Below are 18,246 nucleotides of genomic sequence, written 5' to 3' on the forward strand. Positions count from 1 at the left end.
ATTTTATGTAATATCCCTCTAAAAATAGGGGGATTTATGAGTGATATTCAAAAAAAGATAGAAAATTATAAATGGATATGGATTGTTGTAATATTCTCAATCCTACATTTTATTGTTGGTGTATGTGTTAAATCTGATGGGCCTTATTTTGACCCCAAAAAGGCTTATAGCATTTTTAACAACACAATTACTTTAACGGCTTATTTCTTGGCTCCAGCTATAGCAGCGACGCTATATAGTGATTGGAGACTGCAGCATCGCGCATTAAAAAATGAAAGGGTAAGTAGTGAAATTAAATTTAAGCTTATTGAAATAATTCCTTATTTACGTTCGTATCCATTTGCCAAAAATTTTGATATTGCAGATTTTAATTCAGGCTTTAAAAGTATTTTAGCCAAGTTAAGTGAATTAAAAGATCAACTTGTAGAACAGGATGAAAAATCTACAAAGTTTAAGACGGACTTAAGTAATCAAATAAAAAATCTTGGCGATTACCTCGAGACTTTTAAAAAGCAATATAATCTTAATGTTGATCATCACAACTTCATTCAATTAGGTGTTAGAAATGACACAGAATTAAATAAAATATTGTCTGAAATTAACCAAGCAGATATAGAAAGATCTAAGTTTGCTAATGCTTTTGTTAATTATTTACAAAAATTTATGGTTTTAAATGTTTAACAGGTAACACATGAACATCTCAACGCAAAAAGCCTTGGTCAATGCGTTGAGTCAACACAACGCTTATCTATACCGAGCTTCATCACAATCAGTTAATGAATTAATCAAGCACTTCAATTCTATCTCAAATGCGAAATTACAGCGTTTAGCAGAGTTGCTTGAGGATTTATCAGACTCAGAACAAAATGCGCTGAAATCGCTTAATTTTGCGAGTAAAGCGAAGGCTTCAAAGAACATTGAGGAAATTAAAACCATTCTAAATGAGTGGTTTAAATCCATCGATGTTGACCTAAGTGAGCAATTCAATAAAACAGCATTAGAACTAGCAATTTACGAAGCATCTTACGTTGCCAAAATTGCAGGTGAAACAGCAGCAGTTGTAAAAGGCGCTGAGCTATTAAAAAACGCCAGAGCAATTCCCTTTGCTGGCGGTGCTTTAGTTGATTATCTATTTGCCGATATTGCGGATTCACTAAGAAAGAAAGTTGAATTCATTATTCGTGATGGTATTTCGCAAGGTCAAACCAATCAGCAGATTGTTCAGCGAATCAAAGGTCGAAAGTCTTTAGATTATAAAGATGGTGTGCTTCACGCATCTCGATCAAGCATTGAAAGACAGGTAAGAACAGCTCGAAGTCATGTGTCGAATGCGGCATATATTGATACATATAAAGCCCTTGGATACACACATGTAAAAGTTGTCGCCACTTTGGATGGTAGGACATGCAAGTATTGTGCATCAATTGACGGCAAAGTGTTTGAAATTGATGATCCAAAACGTCCTAGATTTCCTGTTCACCCTAATAATCGAACCACTTATGTGGGATGCAATGCTGAAGGAAAGATATTCGGCAAGCGTCCTTTTGTTGCAGATGAGCGAAAAGTTAAAGATATTCCGAAAGATCAACGTGATGGCATTATTGGTCAGGTGGATGCAAATACTACCTATCCCGAATGGTTCGCTAACCAAGATGAGTTCTTTCAACGTAAATGGCTGGGTAAATCTAATTACTTGCTTTACAAGCAGGGTAAATTCCCAATCGAGAAGTTTGCCGACCCATTAAATAAGCGCGGTTACACATTGGCTGAGCTTGAAGAAATGGATAAAGAGACTTTTAAACGAGTATTGAATGTGGCTTAAGTGCTAAAAAAAAGGGGATAGGTTATGAGTTGGCGGGAAAAATTTGTTCAAGTCTTAATAATTGCAACCATTTTTTTAAGCGCTGCAATGTTTTTTGATGCAAAAAATACGCAGTGTGCTACTGATAAAACTTTCCAATACTTACTTCGTGTTTATGCGTGTTTCTAATTGGATGATAGAAGTAATTGATGCTTAAGGTGGTAAGGTTATGAGAATAACAACAGAGGATTTTATTAGTAATCCTGAATTACAGCGCAAGTTTCAGGGTGTGAAAGTTTTAGTTAATGGTGTGGAGCATCAAAATGTGATTGTTGCTGACCAAGAACAAGGCTACATAATAAAAATACCCACAGATTCGCAAGGTCGATTAATTACTAATGATGATGCGGATCAACTGCTTCAGGAATATGCTCATGGTAAAGTAGAGTTTATTTTTAAAGATTCAGGGCAGCTTAAAATAATGACACCAAAGCAATAAGTGGGAGATTTATTTAAGCTTGTTTAGGCTTAAGAATTTAAGCGGAAGCAAAAAGCTAAAATTGACAGACATTTTTTATATGCACAGCTTGAATTAAAACCAAATTCTCAACATGCACCTACGGGTGCTTTTTTATTGCCTGAAATTCGGATGGATAGGGCGCAACCGAGCGGATGCTCATAATTATGGTGGATACCAATGAAACTTAAAACGACACAAATCGATGGCAAAACGTATGCAGAAGTAGATGGACAAGGCTTACCAATCTTTGTGCATGACGATGGTAAAGAAGTGGGGTTTGATGCTGGCTCAGCAATGCAAAAAATTAGCTCACTCAATGCGGAAGCGAAAACACATCGTGAAGCAAAAGAACAGGCGCTTGCTCAACTTAAAAACTTTGAAGGTATTGAAGATCCAGCAGCTGCAAAAAAAGCTTTAGAAACTTTGAAAAATTTTGATGACAAAAAACTTGTGGATGCAGGTGAAGTCGAAAAAATCAAAGCCGAAGCAATCAAGGCTGTTGAAGAAAAATACGCTCCAGTGGTTCAAAAGTTGGAAAAAGTCGAAAACGATTATTACCAAGAGCTAATCGGTGGTGGATTCTTACGTTCTAAGTTCATAGAAGAAAAAATCGCAGCGCCACGCGAGATGGTTCAAGCCACTTTCGGCAAAAACTTTAAAATCGAAGATGGAAAAGTTGTGGCTTACGGTGCTGACGGTCAAAAAATTTACTCACGCTCACGACCAGGTGAAGTTGCCGACTTTGATGAGGCTTTAGAAACTTTGGTTGGTGGATGTCCATTCAAAGATTCAATTCTAAAAGGCAATCAAGCTCAAGGCGGTGGTTATCAGGGTGGTGGTGGATCAAACAATTCAGCCCCTAAATCTTTGGCTGACTGCAAAACTAAAGATGAAAAAATTGCTTACATGAAGCAAGTGGGCGAACAAGCTTAATATAGGAGAGGCACATGCCTTTTGATTTACAAGTATTTAATAAACAAACTTACGCTGCAATGTCTGAAACTGTTGCGCAAGATGTAGCTAAGTTTAATGAAGCCTCACAAGGTGCTGTTCAGTTAATTTCACAACCATTTAATGGTGATTTTGACATCGAAGCATCATTTAAAGCCATTGATGGTATTGTGCGTCGACGTAATGCTTATGGTCAGGGATCTGTTCAAGCTAAGCGCTTACAGCAAATGCTGGATGTGGCGGTAAAAGTTGCAGCAGGTACACCACCAATTCGCTATGAAAAACAGCAATATTTATGGGTGCTTCAAAACCCTGAATTAGCAGCATTAACTATCGGCGAACAACTTGCGAAAGCTAAAATTGCCGACATGTTAAACGCTGGACTTTTAGCTGGTTCTTCAGCAATTGGTGGCAATGCGAATGCCACTCACGGTGATGGTGCTGGTGATGCAACATTCCGCTTGTTAAACGCTGGTGCTGCAAAGCTTGGTGATCGTTCAAGTGCGATTCGTGCTTGGGTGCTTCACTCAACAACCATGCATAATCTTTTTGATAATGCTTTAGCTAACTCAGAAAACCTTTTCCGTTACGACGGTGTTAACGTTGTGCGTGATCCGTTTGGACGTTTATTCGTTGTTACTGACTCGTCTGCTTTGATTGGTGATAACTCAGGTACTGCATTCTATAAGACATTGGGTCTGGTTGAAGGTGGTGTTGTTGTGAATGATAGCAATGACTTTAATGCTGAGCTTCGCCCTATTACTGGTGGTGAAAACATCGAGTATGAATACCAAGCTGAATGGTCATACGGTGTAGGTGTTAAAGGTTATGCTTGGGATCAGTCTGCTGGTGGTAAATCACCAAATGATGCAGCAATTGGCACAAGCACAAACTGGGAATTAATTGCAACCAGCGTAAAAGATACTGCTGGTGTGTTAGTTAAATCAAAATAATAGAAACGCCCTCGAAAGAGGGCTTTCTTTTTGAGGATTAAAAATGTCTCGGAAGCACAAAAAGATTTATTTCACTAGCGATTTTTCGCAAGAAAATATCCAAAAACTAAAAGCTGAAGGCTGGATTATTCGTGACCGTCGTGCTGTCAATATTGGAGACTTTATTGAAGAAGCCAACGAATACGGTGGTGATGTACCTGAATTTTATAAGTCAAAAGCACAACAACTCACCGTTCAATTGAATGCTGAAATCGCACCCGAACTTCAAAAAGCAATCGATGATGCTAAAGCTGAATGCGAAAAAGTTGTTGCTGAAAATGAAGCCTTAAAAGCTGAAATTGAAGGCATTAAAACTGAGCGTGATGCCTTAGCTCTAAAAGCAAAAGAACTTGAAGAGCAGCTTAATGCATCCCAGGCTGAATTTGTTGCTATTAAAAATGCAGGTACAACTGGTGATTTGCTGTCTGAAAATACAGATGCAACAACAACCAAAGAAACAAAGAAAAAATAGGTGAAACATGAGCTTTATTACAGAACAGCAAGCGCTTCAAATCATTGGAACACCGTTTGAAATCTCCAGTGATAAAGCTCAAACCTTGATTCTTGCTAATGCTTGGGTGAAAAATCAGATTGGTTTTGTTCCTGAATCAATTGATGAGAATCTTACTTTAGCTGCTGCTGAAATTGTTCGTGGCATCATTAATGAAACACTATTTGTCGGTGTAGATCGTCAAACGATAAGCGAAACGGTTAATGCTAACGGTGTGTCGGTGAGTGAAACATTTGCCGAGGGTTCAGTTGTTGTGACTCGCTATGAACAAATTGCTAAAGCATTGATTCAGTCTGTTGATCTTGTGAATCCAAATAAGTCGAATGGCTTTGGTTTTGAGGTGTATCGATGACCAAAAAATTACGCCTACCAGCTTGGCATGAGACGCCATTTCAACATATGCGCTACACGCTAGTCACAAATCAAGAGCAGCTTGATAAATTGCTATTAAAGATGGCATGTAAGCCGAAACTATTTGAGTTTCTTGAGGGTGGTGCAAGCGCAAGAGTGAATTTCCTACCAGATGATTCTGCAATAGTGCAAATTAGCAACCAAACCGATTGGACAATAAATCAGATTCACAGTCTTCTAACGCACGAAGCGGTGCATATATGGCAAGAAATTACAAAGAGAATGGGTGAAGAAAACCCGAGTGTTGAGTTTGAAGCGTATTCAATTCAGCTCATCACGCAAGATTTATTTTATCTATATGATTGGAGTTTGGGTCATGATTAAAAACAAAATTCAATCCAAACTTGCCAAAGCGTTAGATAGTAAATTAATCGATGCAACTCACCCTTTTTCATGCACAAGAATAATTTCAAGTGGTCGATGGAATCCAATTACTGGTCAATATGAAAACCAAGAAACCGAGACTTACACAGGTCGAGGCGTATTGTTTGGCAATTACCTGAAGGATTTGTCAAAACCTTCTGACTACCTGGTAGATGACTGTAAAGCGATTGTATTGCAGAACGAAGTTACAGCAGAACCTAAAATTGGTGATATTTGGGGCACTCCTAAAGGTGATTTTAGAGTGATAAATGTTTCGCCTGATGCTGCGGATGCAACATGGCTTGTGCAGATACGCAAGGTGACCGAATGATTAAAGACCACAACAACTTAATCGATCATGAGATTAAGCAAGGTGATAGTGAGCCAATCATCTTTGAATATACTGATGAAAATAATCAACCTTACGACTTATCTAATGCGGAAATCATTTGCCAAATCAGAACAACTAAAGGTGAAGTCATTGCAGAACCTGCAGTAACTGGTACTGCTGACGGTGACATTATTATTGATCTTGGTGTGACTGATGATTGGCAGATCGGCACGTTTGAATGGGATTTAAGAATCACTTATCCGGGTGGTGAGTCGCACTCACTGCCACGTACAGGCGTCAGTCTTTTTAAGGTTGGACGTTCAGTTTCTAAAAAGGCTAAGCCATGAGTAACTTGGTTAAAAAGAAAGTTGTTCAGAAGATTACAACAAATAAAGTCATCTCAGTCTCAAAAACCAATGCTAAGCAAATCCAACTAGAACGACCAATTAAGAATGTGACTTTGGCTCGAACAGGGGCGCAAGGACCTAAAGGTGATCCCGGTTTAACACCCGAAGAAGTCGATCAACGTATTGATGAACGGCTTGAAGAAAACAAATTGGTATTTAGAGATATCGCAGGGAATATTTATGAGAACGGTGATTGATTTTGTTGCGCCTAGTGACTTTGGAAACAGCTTTGAGCTTGATGTAAATAACAAAATTCAACCTAAAGTTGATAACTCAACCATTGAGCGAAAAGTAAATGGTGCATTAGGGCTAAAGACATCATCACAAGAATTCATTGAAGCTGTGAAAGCGAATGAATCAATCACTGTGCTTAACACCCGAATTGAAGATGGTAAGCGCTATATCACTTATCAGAATGAATTGGGAGTTGTATCTGAAATCGACATGACGTCATTCATTGTTGATATTCACACGAATGGAATGGTGCTTGATGGTCAGGTATTAGTAACAACTGATACTAACGGGATTGAGCGACGAGTTGATCTAAGTAATTTCACAACCGAAGATGAAGTTCGAACAATTATCCGTGAAATGGCGACTGTTGTACTTCGGACTTTGGGTGGTGAAGAGGTGTTAAGGGGGTTCCCTATTGACAGTCCATAAATTTCTAATTGGTGTAAACGATCTTTCAGATGATTTTGTTTGGGATCCGAATGCAAGAAAAATCTTTGTAGATTACTCTCGTGCTATTCGAGATATTAAAACTTTAAACAATGTGGACTTGGTAGGTGAAGGCAATATCACACTTCAACAGATTGGTGCTGAAGATCGTGGAACTGCAAACAGTGTGATGAGAGAACACACTGGTCAAGAGAACCCGCATGGGCAATATCTGCTTGCTGGTGCACTACCGATTACCAAATTTATCGACGGCAATGTATTTCCCAATCAAAACATGAATGGGGTTGTGGTCTGGTCTAAATCTGTAAGGACGCCAGAAACATCGCCTAACAACCTGGTAGTTCATGTGACGGTTGATGGTAATGAGTCGTCACCAGCGATTTTTAGCCAAATTATTCTACCTTTGGCGATGACGATTAATCCTGTCGGGACAATCAACGCTACTCATTTGATGGGTTGTTATGAAATCACAGCAAATCAAAAAACGATTCGTTTCTCTAATATCAAGGGTGGTATCTCGATTGTCGGTGGTGCTGGTCTTCAAGCTGGTGATGCGGGTGTAGAGGTTAGGATTATGGTGATTGGTATCCCTGTGTGAGGTGAATATTATGAGCTGGAAAGGTTATAAGCCCACACAATTTGCTTTAGATGTAATTGAAGAAAGTGAAGAGCATGTGAAGAAGATTAGTGCAGAAATGCTTCAGGCTGTTATTGTTGGTAGCCCAGTGATGGATGGATCTTTTCGCAATTCCAATTTAATCACAATCAATCATCCAACATATCACTATATTGAGGGTGAGGGTAATACAGCGCCTCAAGGGACATTGGATCAAAAAGCATTTGATCGCGGTGCAAAAGAGATACTGAAATTTAAACTAGGCGATAAGGTTTATTTAACCAACGCACTCCCTTACGCACTAAAAATTGAAAACGGTCACTCTGAACACCAAGCTCCACACGGGGTTTATGCATTAGCATTTCAAGCAGTATCGAGTAAATACAAATGATGACACTAAGCCAAGCTGAGCAATTGCTTTACAACCACTTAATGTCTTTTTCCAGTCCTGAGGTTAAAGCTAAAAACATTATTTTTGAGAATTCACCAATATTTACAGCACCTAAAAATGAATTATGGTGCAAGGTTTATGTTGATTATGCTAATTCTCGAATTGCTGGTATGGGAAATCAGCCGTGTAAGCGCCATTTTGGGATGATTCAAGTCCAGTGTTTTGCACCCTTAGCCACCTCTACAACTGCAATAACCAAGCTTTGTGAAGATTGGGATCAGCATCTACAAAACTTTAATGAATCGCACTTAGAAATTTATTTGGTTCATGCTCCAGCGCGTATCGATGACCCTAACTTTTTGGGGCGAATTATCAGGGCTGAGTTCCGAGTGAATTAGCTTAAACACTTAATCAAACCGTCCTTATTGGGCGGTTTTTTTATGCCTGTTTTCAGGCAAACCACTGGCTAGAGCGACGGCTCGAAAAGCATATTTTCATGTTCAATGTGCCTGCCAGTTTCTTTTTTAAATATCTAATTTTAAAGATAAATCAAACCTGGATTAACTGTTTTGCCATACAGATGTGTTTCGTTACCGCATGTCTGTGTGGCTTTTTTATTTGGTAACGAGGTAAACGATATGAATGCAATTGTAAAAATTGAAAATCAAACTCCATTTATCGAAGTTGAATTAAATGGAAAAGTTCAGTTTGGTGTGAATGCGCGTGACCTGCATAAAATGCTAGAGAGCAAGCAGGACTTTTCAACTTGGATAAAGCGTCGAATTTCCCAGTGTGGATTTGAAGAGGGTTTTGATTACGTTCGCCTCCACCAAAAAATGGAAGCCAATAACGCCACCCTAATTGAATACATTATCTCGGTGGATATGACGAAGCACCTTGGAATGATGGAGCGCAATAAAAAAGGTCACGAAATCCGTAAATACTATATCGAGCAAGAAGAATTAGCTCGTCAGCTTAAAGATGGGCTACAGGTGCGCATTGGTAAACTCTCAGCGCAAATTGAACTGATTACACAATGCTTGTCTGAAGCAGGGCGGTTTTTATCAGTAGAAGGCAAGCAGACCAAGCCAGCCATGCTTAAAGAATTGGATGAGCTGGTTAGAGAAGCCCAGCCAAGCTTAGATTTTAAAGATGATGAAGACGAGTAGCCCCGCCAAATGCGGGGTTAATTATTTAAAGACCAATTCCACCGCCTACATGGCGGTTTTTTTATACCTAAAATAAGGAGCCGTCATGTCAAAAGGCACTGATGTGGTGATCTATATCGCCAAAGAACAAGCACCAAATACGTTACCACCAACACCGGTGTGGAAAACTGTACGTCGCACATCGGACTCATTAGATGAGAAAACCACAACTACCGCATCAGATGAAGTTATAAATTCACGTTTTGAGCAGGGTTCATCTGCTACTAGTGGTGAAGCGGGTGGGTCGATTAATTTTGAGTTTTCAGCAGGCAGCCAAGATATTTTCTTTGAAGGTGTTGCGGGAAATGTTTTTGTAGAAGATGCATTGACTGATGTGGCAACGCTTGAAATTGGCGGGCCTGAATTGCCAACATTTACGATTGTTAAGCACGACAACAAACTAGGCTTAATTGAAGTATTCTCGGGATGTCGTATTGGTGAGTTATCAATTACTGGAGATACGGAAGGTAAAATCACTGGAAGTGTTACTGTGAGCGCTACAGGCTATGATGACACACTTACTACTAGTCCAGTTATTTCGCCTGAACCACCTACAGAAACAACCTTCATGTCTGCTGTTAATGTTGATGCATTCAAAGTGGATGGTGTGAGCACGGTTGGCACTGCTTGCGCAGAATCATTCACAATTACGATCAATAATAATTTAACAGCTAAGCCATGTTTGGGTAACAAGTCGCTTATCCCTAATCGCTATTCAGAAGGATTGGTTTCAATCAGCTTAAGTGCAACAGTAGTACTTACAGAAACATCCCAGGCATGGAAAGCCAAAATTAAATCACGTGACACTCTAACGTCTGAAATCGGTATTGAAGATGCAGATGGCAATGCTTACGGCTTTAACTTCACCAAACTTCAACTTGATGGCGCTGATAAGTCAGAAACTAATGCAACCGATGACCACACTCTTTCTTTAGAGTTTAAACACATCAAAGTTGCGCCAACGATCACGCGAATCCTAGTTTAATCATGACCGCCTTCGGGTGGTTTCTTTTTGAGGTTTATATGACTTTAGTTGTTGAGATTAAAGAAAGTAAAAATGTTTCCTTATGGAAGGAATACAAAGATGCTAAAGGTAATGTTTTAGCTGAATTTAAGATTCGTGGTGCGGCATATCCTGCTTATCAGGTTGCAATTGAGCGTGCGCACAATCAGGTATCTTCAAAAGGTTTTGATGTCACCAAGGCGAGTGCTAGTGATCGATTACTTCATGAGCTTCATCTTGATGCTGCTGCATGCCACCTCATTGAAGATTGGAAGGGTGTAGCCTTAAAGGAAAAAGGTGAAATTATCGAAGTGCCTTATTCTCCCGAAAATGCAATGAAGCTTTTTAATTTGGGTGATATTGGTCCGCAAATTTGGGCGTTCATTAAAACTCAATCAGAACTTATTCAATATCAGTCTGATTTGGAAAAGGCTGAAATTTTGGGAAAGTCAGAGAGTTCTACGAGTACGCAATCGGAGTTGGAAGCCTTACCGACTTCCAAAAGAAGCAAAGGAAAGCAAAAGGCATCAAAATAGCCGAACCGCCTGAAGAATCCTATGTTGCACACCTTATTTTAAATGCTTTCAACATCATTGCTCGATCAAGAAACTATGAGCAAGGCACACCATTGCCTATTGATATGAGCGCAATTGCTCAGTATCTACAGATTTATGAAGCACCTTGTCAGCTTCATATTTTTGTAGATTGCATTGTGATGATGGATAACAAGTTTTTAGATGGGGTTTATAAGAAGCGAGCTTAGACACATTTATATACATTGACCAAAAAAATTAAGACAAAAGGCGTTTTACTGATACAATGAGATGAAACAATAACTTTTAACGAGCCGTTGTTCATCGTGATTAATGGTATTTAGTATATGAAAGCACAACCCTTAACTGAGAAGTTACTTGATGAGCTTACCGGCTTCGATCAAAGCGTCACTCTGAATGAATTTACGCAGCGTAGATATTTACTCGAATGTGATAAAGCTATTCGAGTAGAACCCGCTGAAGGCTATATGTGCAAAGGTATTGTTTATGCACTATCTAACAATTTTGACAAAATGTGTGAAAGTTTCCAGAGAGCAAGAATGCTAAGCCCTAGCGACTACTTAATTAAAAGCAATTACATTGCAAGTTTAGGTAATTACGGAAGGTTTGAGGAATTGATAGGGTTGGTAAAGCCTGAAGAGGCTATCGAAAACTCTAATCTACTACATGCATTGTTTCGTGCATTAATTGCCACTGTTGAAATCGAATTGTTAACGCAAATTAATCCCAAATATGCGCAAAGAATTAAACAAGCGATCGCAAATCAATATCTTGAATTAGAAACAGTAAAGCAGTACATATTTCTTTTTAACAATTTGATGCGCCAAAAAAAATTAAGGTTCGCCATGATCCCTTCTATCAGTTGGCTAGAAGATGATGGGGATTTATTTGTCTATTATGATTTTGTGGGATCTGCGTCTGAATCAATGGAACTAATGGATGAGTTTGACAATCTTGTGGCCGAAAGAGGGTTAAAACAAGTAGCACGAAAGCTAACTATAGTTTTAATACCACTTAGACCATGCTAGGTTAGCAATCAATGAAGTTTAAGCCATACGACAGATTTTTGAGCGCAAAAGACATTCTAGCAAAGTGTGAACAAAATCAAGCGACTTATAGAAGCGTTATCCATCAAGCTTACTACGCAACATTCAACCAAGTGGTTGGAGAGGTGGATAATCGTTTATTTTATCCAGTTGATTCACTCACAAAACAATCTAGTGTGCATAAAGCCTATTTAGATGCTTGTATAGATAGGCACGACAAGCTGAAATTTGATCATATAGACTTCGATACTTTGGAAACTGTAATCAAAGACTTTAAAAGGTTGAGAGGGCTACGAAGAGTATCTGATTATGAGTTGGAAAAAGAGGTATGCAAAGGTGAGGCTGAACTTTCGATACAGCTTTCAAACAGGGTATTTGAATCAATTGAAAAATTAAATTAATAAAAGCACCTTAGGGTGCTTTTTTAGTGTCTCTCATATTTGAGGGGTGCTCTGCAAATTTGCAGATGCTTGATGCTTAGATTTGAGCATCATATCGAGAACCTCAATTTGAGGCTCTGGAAGCAAAGGCCAGATCTGGTACTTGGCACCCAGATTGGGGGGTTAATGGTAACGGCACTCGGATTGAGGGTCGTTGCTGAGTGATTAGGGTGGTTTTCTTATTACTCGCCTATTTCTCTAGGTCTTACTACCAATTGTTTAACCATATTTTGTAGTTGATCAATTTGGTCCTGTTGATTTTGGATCACCTGTAAAACAAATTCCTTGTCAAATTCAGCAGCATCTTCTTTTTCAAAGCTTTGCTCAAGGCGAGCAACAATTTCCGCATTCATTGAGCGGTTGTTTTCTTTTGCGGTAGTTGCAATCTTCTCTCGGAACTCAGCAGTTACGCGAACCTTAAGAGTAACAATATTGTTTTGATCTTCACTCATAAAATGGGCATTAAAATAAAATGAATAATAACCCCATTATGGGTATTGACCAATAACCCCAAAATGGGTACTATTCTTTTTGTACCCAGTATGGGGACTAAGGAGAAGCGAATGAAAGATAAGCCAAAAAACTCAACCGATGTGCGATTTCGTTTAACAAATGAATTGCATAAGCCATTAAAAGATATGGCAAAAAAAGAGCAGCGTTCAATGAATTATTTGATGAATAAAGCAGTTGAACTTTTAATTAAACAAGAGAGTGCGAAAGCATGAATTTAATAGACAACAAAAAAGCCCCTGATTCTTGGCGGAAGCGGAGCTTTAATGTGGTCACAATAGGAAATGTAACTATGACAAGTTTAGCATTAAGTTTTAACGAAGTAAATTTTTCACCAGTAGAGCAGAATGGTCAAATTTGGCTAACAGCTCCTGAGTTAGCAAGCGCTCTAGGATACTCGAAGTCTGATGCTGTAACTCAGGTTTATGAGCGCAACAAGGATGAATTTAATTCATCTATGACTACAACAATCACAGTGAAATTGAATGATTCTATCGAGACCCTCAATTTGAGTGTCTCGAAAAGATCCAAAAACCTAACCAAAACTATCCGCATCTTTTCCTTGCGTGGTGCTCACTTAATTGCAATATTCTCTAAAACCGCAATCGCTAAGCAGTTCCGTAAATGGGTTTTAGATATTCTTGATCATGAAGTTGTGACGCAGCAAGTCAATTCACGCCAAGTGATTACACCTGAACAAAAAGATACCCTGCAAAAAATTGTTGACCACAAAGTAAATGGAAATCAGGGCTTGCGTGCGCAGGTTTGGACACGACACAACCGCCATTTCAAAATCAATTCCTATCATGAATTACTGGCTATCCATTTTGATGATGCTGTCAAATACTTGCTTGAAATGGAAGTGAAGCAAAGAATTGAGAAGCAAGAAGTTAAAGCCTTGCCTTATCCACAAGAAGTTATTCAAGTTGCTGAACAGATTAATCAGGAATTTAATAACTCACGGTATGATTCTTGGCATGTATCTGCTCGTAACGGTGTGCTGACCGCAATGCCACTTCCACCAGGCTTCTACCCAACAATGGATATTGCTGAATTTACTAAGCGTTTTGATAGTTTGCTGGACTTACTGTATGGAACAGATACGTTGCGCGTAGGAAGACATTTTCTAAAAGAGCGAAATTCTAAATAAAACAAGAACCACCTTCGGGTGGTTTTCTTTTGATCGGATTGTTAGTATCTTGTCCTAAATTATAAATTTGGGGTGGGGTGTTGTGATTGATATTACGGATTTTTTAGATGTGCCCGAAAGGGATGAAGCGATTTTTAGAGTCAAGCTTATAAATCAATTTGAATTATTGGTAAAGAGTGGCCAGTTGATTCTTGCTGCAAAATTACTTGAAGAGTCTTGCCAGAAACCACACATTTACCATGGCCATTATAAAAAACTGTTTATGATTTGGCGAAAACTAAATAAGCAGGATTTAGCGCTACATAATTATCAAGTTGTAATTGAAAGGGTTAAAAAAACAATAAAGCTAAATAATGAAATGCTCAATGAGATGAGCTTATATTGGAGTAAAGTCCACGGAGTGCCTAGATCTAAATCATATTTTGCAAAATACAGTCATATAAAAATCACAGATTTAAAAGCTCTACTTGAATCAGCTAAGGCTTTGAGTGATATGAATTCGCTAGAATTAGCCGAATCTCTTTTAAAAGACTTTCCCTCAAGGGTAAACTCATGAAAAAAATACTACTAGTTGGATTGATTTCACTAGGAACTTCAAATATTTCAATCGCTAAAGATTTTTTGAAAGGAGAGGCTCTATGTGATTTTTACAGTGGATATGCAGAACAAACCATGATCGAAAGACAGGGTGGTGGTGTAGCAAATAAAGAGATCAGCCGCCTTAACACTTTAACAATTTCTGACCCTATGGTTAAGAGATACTTAAAAAAATTAGTGATGGATGCTTATGAAATTCCGCGCTTTGAGACAAAACAGATGCAAAATAAAGCTGTGATTGATTTCAAAAACCAAGTTTACGTTAAGTGTTTTCGTGTGATTGACCAAAAATAAAGATCTTTTTTAATACCTAAAATTTATAGCTCGCATATTGCGGGCTTTTTTATTGCCCGCAGGAAAGTGAAATGAATGAGTCTAAATCTCGCTTAGTTGTAGAAATTGATACAGCAAATGCAAAAAGAAATGCCGATGAGGTTGGAAAGGCGCTCAGTGAGCTTTCATCTAAAGGCGATAAAGCAGCAAGCGCGATGGTTGAAATGTCGAAGGATGTTAAAACTACGGCTACAGCAAACAGCCAATTAAAAGCAGAAGTTGATAAATCAACCAAGGCGCTTTCACAAAATACAGAAGTATCAAAGCGTAATAGCAATGCGCTTAGAGAACTGGCTATTCACACAAAAAATACCCTACTTGCATCAACAGCACTTGCTGGTGGTGTTGGTGGTCTCACAACGGTGTTGGGTCAAGCAGCCACAGACATTGATCGTTATTCAAAATTGACTCAGATGTCTACGGATGAGTTTCAATATTTCGCATTGGGTGCTGCTAAGGCTGGCTATAGCATGGATAGCTATGCGATGGCTTTAAAGGATGTGTACGACAGATTGGGTGATGTTACTGATGCTCAATCTGGTGAAATGATGGATTTTTTCACCAATATTGCACCCAAAATTGGTTTAACTACAGATGCCTTTAAAGACTTATCGGGTCAAGAGGCGCTCCAACTCTATTACAACTCCTTAAAGCAATTGAACTTGCCACATGCTGAGATGGTTAAGTACATGGAGCAGTTGATCGATGATGGTACGCTTCTAATGCCATTGTTGGAAAACAATGGTGCTGGCTTTAAAAAATATGGCGATGAAGCTCAACGAGCTGGCGCCATTATGAGTGGTGAGCTGATCAATGGCTTAAATGAAGTTAATGCAAACCTGAACAGTGTGAAAATTGAAGCGTTAGGTTTTGCAAACACAATTGCAGGCCATGCACTTCCAGCTGTAAAACTTATAACTGCAAACCTAGATACCTTGGCAACTGTTGGTGGTGTGATAGCTGCGCTTTATGGTGGTCGTGTGGCTGCTGCCTTTGCATTGAGTGCACAGAAAACAGCTTGGAATACTGCTGCACTAGTCGCACAAACAAGTGCTACAAATGCTGCAACAGTTGCAGCTAGAGGATTATACACAGCTCTAGGTGGACCTGTGGGTTTGGTGGTCTCTATAGCTACGGTAGCTGCTGGCTATCTCATGATGCGAGACAGCACCGAAGCAGCAAATGACGCTATGGAGGCTAATGCTCGATACAGTGCAATGGCTACAAGTGAGTTGATTAAGCTTGAAGGCGCACAAAAGAGAGCAGCGCAAGGTGAATTGGCTGATTCAGTTGATGATCTATCAACAAAGTTAAAAGTTGCTCAAAACGATTTTAAATCGCTTGTTGAAGAAATCTATTCACAAAACAAAAGCAGCAAAGAGGCTCAGCGAATTTGGGCTGAATTAACAACCAATGTTATTGATGCAGATGAAGCAGTAAGCCGATTAAACAAGCTTGGATTTATCACGCCTCAGCAAATTAACAGTTTGACTGATGGTAAAAACAAGATTGATGCTGCAAATCAGGAATTAAAACAAGCCAAAATCGCTTTTGATGCTGTTGGTAATGCTGCGAGTGGTAGTGTTGGGAAGATTAACGACAACACTAATGCGTTACAAGGGAATGAGAATGCAGCTAGAAATGCTGCAAATGCACTTTCTGAATATGCTAAACAAGCACAGGATGCTGGTAAAAAAGCCCAAATTACCAACACTTTAATCTCCAAAGGTTATTCGCAGGGTGTGGCTTCTGATTTAGCTGAAGTTGCTGCAAAAAATGGCAAGGTGACAGCTAGCGAGGCTGCGGCGATAATTTACAAAAATCGCCAAATTGAGCGGCTTAATTCAACACTGGAGAATCAAAGAAAACAACAGCAAGAGGTAACAAAGTCCAGCAAGGATTATGAGGGTCAGTTAAAAAAATCTGCAAAAGAGGTAGGGCGAACCACTGAAGAAGTAGCGAGATTAGTCTATGAATATTCTTCAAGCGAAGATCAGAAGCTACTAGATTTAGAGAATGAAATTGCTCATTTGAGAAAAAATGGAATGGAGCAGTATATTTCTCTCGCTCAAAATCGCCATGACCAAGAAGCCAAGCTCATTAAAATGCAGTTTGAGTATGAGCTGGTTGAGCACCGCCTTACAGAAGAGCAAAAGCTTAGATTTAGGTCAAATATTAGAGAGCAAGAAATCAAATCAGATGCCCTGTTAACTAAAGAGCAAAGAGAGCAGAAGCTCAAATCACTAACCTCTGAGTTTAACCACGAACTCGCCCTAATCAAACTAGCTCAAGAAACACGCATCTTCTATATGAAGCAAGCTTTGATGACTGAAACATCTGCAACTGAAGAGCGCTATCGATTAGAAAGAGAAAGCATTGCAAGAAACTCCAACCTCACAATTGAGCAAAGAAAAAAAGAACTAGCTTTAAGTAAAGCTATGCAACAAGAGGAGTCTCGTCAAAATCTAAACACCGCTATTCAATCATGGGGGCAAACCCAAGCAAACATGAATGGAACTGGCGATCAATTTGCTTTAGAGCAAGATCGGTTTGATCGATATGGACAATCTCAAAAGATTTTCGATAATGAGTTGTCGATGGTAAACCAGCAAGCCGAAGATCCAAACGCTGATATGCAGTTAATCGCACAACAGCGTGAGGAGATTTGGCAGGCTCATACAGACCGAATGAAAGCGATTGATGAGCAGTATTATGCTGATTCGTATTCGCTTCAATTGGCTGGAATGCGGCAGATTGCAAGCGGTCTTACATCCATTATGGGCGATATGGCTGGTGAGCAATCAGCAGCTTACAAAGCTATGTTTGCAATTGAAAAAGGTTTTGCTATTGCTCAATCTGCGCTAGCTATCCAGACAGGTATCTCTAAAGCAATTGGTTTAGGCTTCCCTCAAAACATCCCTGTGATTGCTCAAACAGTCATGGAGGGTGCGAAGATTGCTAGTGCGATCAAATCTATTACAGATACAGGATTTGCTGGTGGCGGCTTCACAGGTCATGGTGGCAAGTATGAAATTGCTGGTTTTGTTCATAAGGGAGAAGGTGTTTTACCTCAAGAGGAAATACGTGCGATTGGTGGTGAGACTGGGTTTAATCAGCTCAGACAAGATATTAGAAACGGGAGTTATAGAAGCGGGCTTGTGAAAGACACGCAGCGCATGAGCGTTGATACTGTAAGAGCTGTAGGTGGCGGTAATAGCCGAAGTTCGAGCCCTTTTGAAGCAAATATCAGTATTGTCGTGGAAAACCATTCTAAAGCAACAGTTGATGCAATTATGGATGATGAAAGACGAGTGCGAGTGATTATTCGTGATGAAATTGATAAACACATGCCAAGTCAAATGCAAAACCCCAATTCACGTGTTCACAAGTCAATAACTCAAAACACGACCGCAACCACTAAGAGATAATC

Annotated in this window: 27 protein-coding genes; 26 read left to right on the forward strand and 1 reads right to left on the reverse strand. The window is 39.3% G+C overall.

The window, feature by feature from the left end; all coding sequences use genetic code 11:
* The first annotated feature begins 36 nt into the window (after positions 1-36).
* The 21 genes from AC1M89_RS02285 to AC1M89_RS02385 all read left to right on the forward strand — a co-directional run bounded on the left by AC1M89_RS02285 (position 37) and on the right by AC1M89_RS02385 (position 12,187).
* The gene (locus AC1M89_RS02285) at positions 37-681 is read left to right on the forward strand and encodes a hypothetical protein (RefSeq protein ID WP_481613815.1); all 645 of its coding nucleotides are present in this window, start codon (positions 37-39) and stop codon (positions 679-681) included.
* Between the two features lie 10 nt (positions 682-691).
* Entirely contained in the window at positions 692-1,822 is a 1,131-nt protein-coding gene (locus tag AC1M89_RS02290) for a minor capsid protein (protein ID WP_481613816.1), read from the forward strand.
* Between the two features lie 24 nt (positions 1,823-1,846).
* Positions 1,847-1,990: a hypothetical protein gene (locus AC1M89_RS02295; protein ID WP_481613817.1), complete on the forward strand. Its 144-nt coding sequence runs from the start codon at positions 1,847-1,849 to the stop codon at positions 1,988-1,990.
* 40 nt (positions 1,991-2,030) lie between these two features.
* A complete protein-coding gene (locus tag AC1M89_RS02300; protein ID WP_481613818.1) occupies positions 2,031-2,300 on the forward strand; it encodes a hypothetical protein in 270 nt (89 codons plus the stop codon).
* A gap of 198 nt (positions 2,301-2,498) precedes the next feature.
* Positions 2,499-3,254, forward strand: coding sequence for a DUF6651 domain-containing protein (locus AC1M89_RS02305; protein WP_481613819.1), 756 nt, complete (start codon positions 2,499-2,501; stop codon positions 3,252-3,254).
* Positions 3,255-3,268: 14 nt separating this feature from the next.
* Positions 3,269-4,225 carry a major capsid protein gene (locus tag AC1M89_RS02310; protein ID WP_481613820.1) on the forward strand — a complete coding sequence of 319 codons (957 nt, stop codon included), beginning with the start codon at positions 3,269-3,271 and terminating at the stop codon, positions 4,223-4,225.
* Between the two features lie 43 nt (positions 4,226-4,268).
* Positions 4,269-4,736: an ATP synthase subunit B family protein gene (locus tag AC1M89_RS02315; protein ID WP_481613821.1), complete on the forward strand. Its 468-nt coding sequence runs from the start codon at positions 4,269-4,271 to the stop codon at positions 4,734-4,736.
* A gap of 7 nt (positions 4,737-4,743) precedes the next feature.
* Positions 4,744-5,127 (forward strand): hypothetical protein, encoded by a 384-nt coding sequence (locus AC1M89_RS02320; RefSeq protein ID WP_481613822.1) that lies wholly within the window; start codon positions 4,744-4,746, stop codon positions 5,125-5,127.
* Positions 5,124-5,510 carry a hypothetical protein gene (locus AC1M89_RS02325; RefSeq protein ID WP_481613823.1) on the forward strand — a complete coding sequence of 129 codons (387 nt, stop codon included), beginning with the start codon at positions 5,124-5,126 and terminating at the stop codon, positions 5,508-5,510. The genes AC1M89_RS02320 and AC1M89_RS02325 overlap by 4 nt, the downstream gene beginning before the upstream one ends.
* Positions 5,503-5,880, forward strand: coding sequence for a hypothetical protein (locus tag AC1M89_RS02330; protein ID WP_481613824.1), 378 nt, complete (start codon positions 5,503-5,505; stop codon positions 5,878-5,880). The genes AC1M89_RS02325 and AC1M89_RS02330 overlap by 8 nt, the downstream gene beginning before the upstream one ends.
* Positions 5,847-6,227, forward strand: a complete 381-nt coding sequence (locus tag AC1M89_RS02335; RefSeq protein ID WP_481613825.1) for a hypothetical protein — start codon at positions 5,847-5,849, stop codon at positions 6,225-6,227. The genes AC1M89_RS02330 and AC1M89_RS02335 overlap by 34 nt, the downstream gene beginning before the upstream one ends.
* Complete coding sequence (locus AC1M89_RS02340; RefSeq protein ID WP_481608581.1) at positions 6,224-6,484, forward strand: hypothetical protein; 261 nt, start codon at positions 6,224-6,226, stop codon at positions 6,482-6,484. The genes AC1M89_RS02335 and AC1M89_RS02340 overlap by 4 nt, the downstream gene beginning before the upstream one ends.
* Positions 6,468-6,950: a hypothetical protein gene (locus tag AC1M89_RS02345; protein WP_481613826.1), complete on the forward strand. Its 483-nt coding sequence runs from the start codon at positions 6,468-6,470 to the stop codon at positions 6,948-6,950. The genes AC1M89_RS02340 and AC1M89_RS02345 overlap by 17 nt, the downstream gene beginning before the upstream one ends.
* Positions 6,937-7,566 (forward strand): hypothetical protein, encoded by a 630-nt coding sequence (locus AC1M89_RS02350; RefSeq protein WP_481613827.1) that lies wholly within the window; start codon positions 6,937-6,939, stop codon positions 7,564-7,566. Before AC1M89_RS02345 ends, AC1M89_RS02350 begins: the two co-directional genes overlap by 14 nt.
* 10 nt (positions 7,567-7,576) lie before the next feature.
* Complete coding sequence (locus tag AC1M89_RS02355) at positions 7,577-7,975, forward strand: hypothetical protein (protein WP_481613828.1); 399 nt, start codon at positions 7,577-7,579, stop codon at positions 7,973-7,975.
* Positions 7,972-8,373, forward strand: a complete 402-nt coding sequence (locus tag AC1M89_RS02360) for a hypothetical protein (RefSeq protein WP_481613829.1) — start codon at positions 7,972-7,974, stop codon at positions 8,371-8,373. The genes AC1M89_RS02355 and AC1M89_RS02360 overlap by 4 nt, the downstream gene beginning before the upstream one ends.
* 240 nt (positions 8,374-8,613) lie before the next feature.
* Entirely contained in the window at positions 8,614-9,144 is a 531-nt protein-coding gene (locus AC1M89_RS02365; RefSeq protein ID WP_481613830.1) for an antA/AntB antirepressor family protein, read from the forward strand.
* Between the two features lie 85 nt (positions 9,145-9,229).
* Positions 9,230-10,168, forward strand: a complete 939-nt coding sequence (locus AC1M89_RS02370) for a phage tail tube protein (protein WP_481613831.1) — start codon at positions 9,230-9,232, stop codon at positions 10,166-10,168.
* A 38-nt stretch (positions 10,169-10,206) separates the two neighbouring features.
* Positions 10,207-10,722, forward strand: coding sequence for a hypothetical protein (locus AC1M89_RS02375; RefSeq protein WP_481613832.1), 516 nt, complete (start codon positions 10,207-10,209; stop codon positions 10,720-10,722).
* A gap of 344 nt (positions 10,723-11,066) precedes the next feature.
* Positions 11,067-11,768: a hypothetical protein gene (locus AC1M89_RS02380; protein WP_481613833.1), complete on the forward strand. Its 702-nt coding sequence runs from the start codon at positions 11,067-11,069 to the stop codon at positions 11,766-11,768.
* Between the two features lie 11 nt (positions 11,769-11,779).
* Positions 11,780-12,187 (forward strand): hypothetical protein, encoded by a 408-nt coding sequence (locus tag AC1M89_RS02385; RefSeq protein ID WP_035266196.1) that lies wholly within the window; start codon positions 11,780-11,782, stop codon positions 12,185-12,187.
* 221 nt (positions 12,188-12,408) lie between these two features.
* Here the strand turns inward: AC1M89_RS02385 and AC1M89_RS02390 are convergent, their stop codons facing one another.
* Positions 12,409-12,678 (reverse strand): Arc family DNA-binding protein, encoded by a 270-nt coding sequence (locus AC1M89_RS02390; RefSeq protein WP_481613834.1) that lies wholly within the window; start codon positions 12,676-12,678, stop codon positions 12,409-12,411.
* A 111-nt stretch (positions 12,679-12,789) separates the two neighbouring features.
* On the opposite strand from AC1M89_RS02390, the gene AC1M89_RS02395 reads away from it, so the two are divergent.
* The 5 genes from AC1M89_RS02395 to AC1M89_RS02415 all read left to right on the forward strand — a co-directional run bounded on the left by AC1M89_RS02395 (position 12,790) and on the right by AC1M89_RS02415 (position 18,244).
* Positions 12,790-12,951, forward strand: coding sequence for a toxin-antitoxin system HicB family antitoxin (locus tag AC1M89_RS02395; RefSeq protein WP_481613835.1), 162 nt, complete (start codon positions 12,790-12,792; stop codon positions 12,949-12,951).
* Between the two features lie 77 nt (positions 12,952-13,028).
* A complete protein-coding gene (locus AC1M89_RS02400) occupies positions 13,029-13,886 on the forward strand; it encodes a BRO family protein (protein WP_481613836.1) in 858 nt (285 codons plus the stop codon).
* Between the two features lie 82 nt (positions 13,887-13,968).
* Positions 13,969-14,442, forward strand: coding sequence for a hypothetical protein (locus AC1M89_RS02405; protein ID WP_481613837.1), 474 nt, complete (start codon positions 13,969-13,971; stop codon positions 14,440-14,442).
* Positions 14,439-14,777: a hypothetical protein gene (locus AC1M89_RS02410; protein WP_481613838.1), complete on the forward strand. Its 339-nt coding sequence runs from the start codon at positions 14,439-14,441 to the stop codon at positions 14,775-14,777. The genes AC1M89_RS02405 and AC1M89_RS02410 overlap by 4 nt, the downstream gene beginning before the upstream one ends.
* A gap of 71 nt (positions 14,778-14,848) precedes the next feature.
* Positions 14,849-18,244, forward strand: a complete 3,396-nt coding sequence (locus AC1M89_RS02415; RefSeq protein ID WP_481613839.1) for a hypothetical protein — start codon at positions 14,849-14,851, stop codon at positions 18,242-18,244.
* Positions 18,245-18,246 lie beyond the last annotated feature (2 nt).

Source organism: Acinetobacter sp. ANC_7635 (assembly GCF_056779945.1).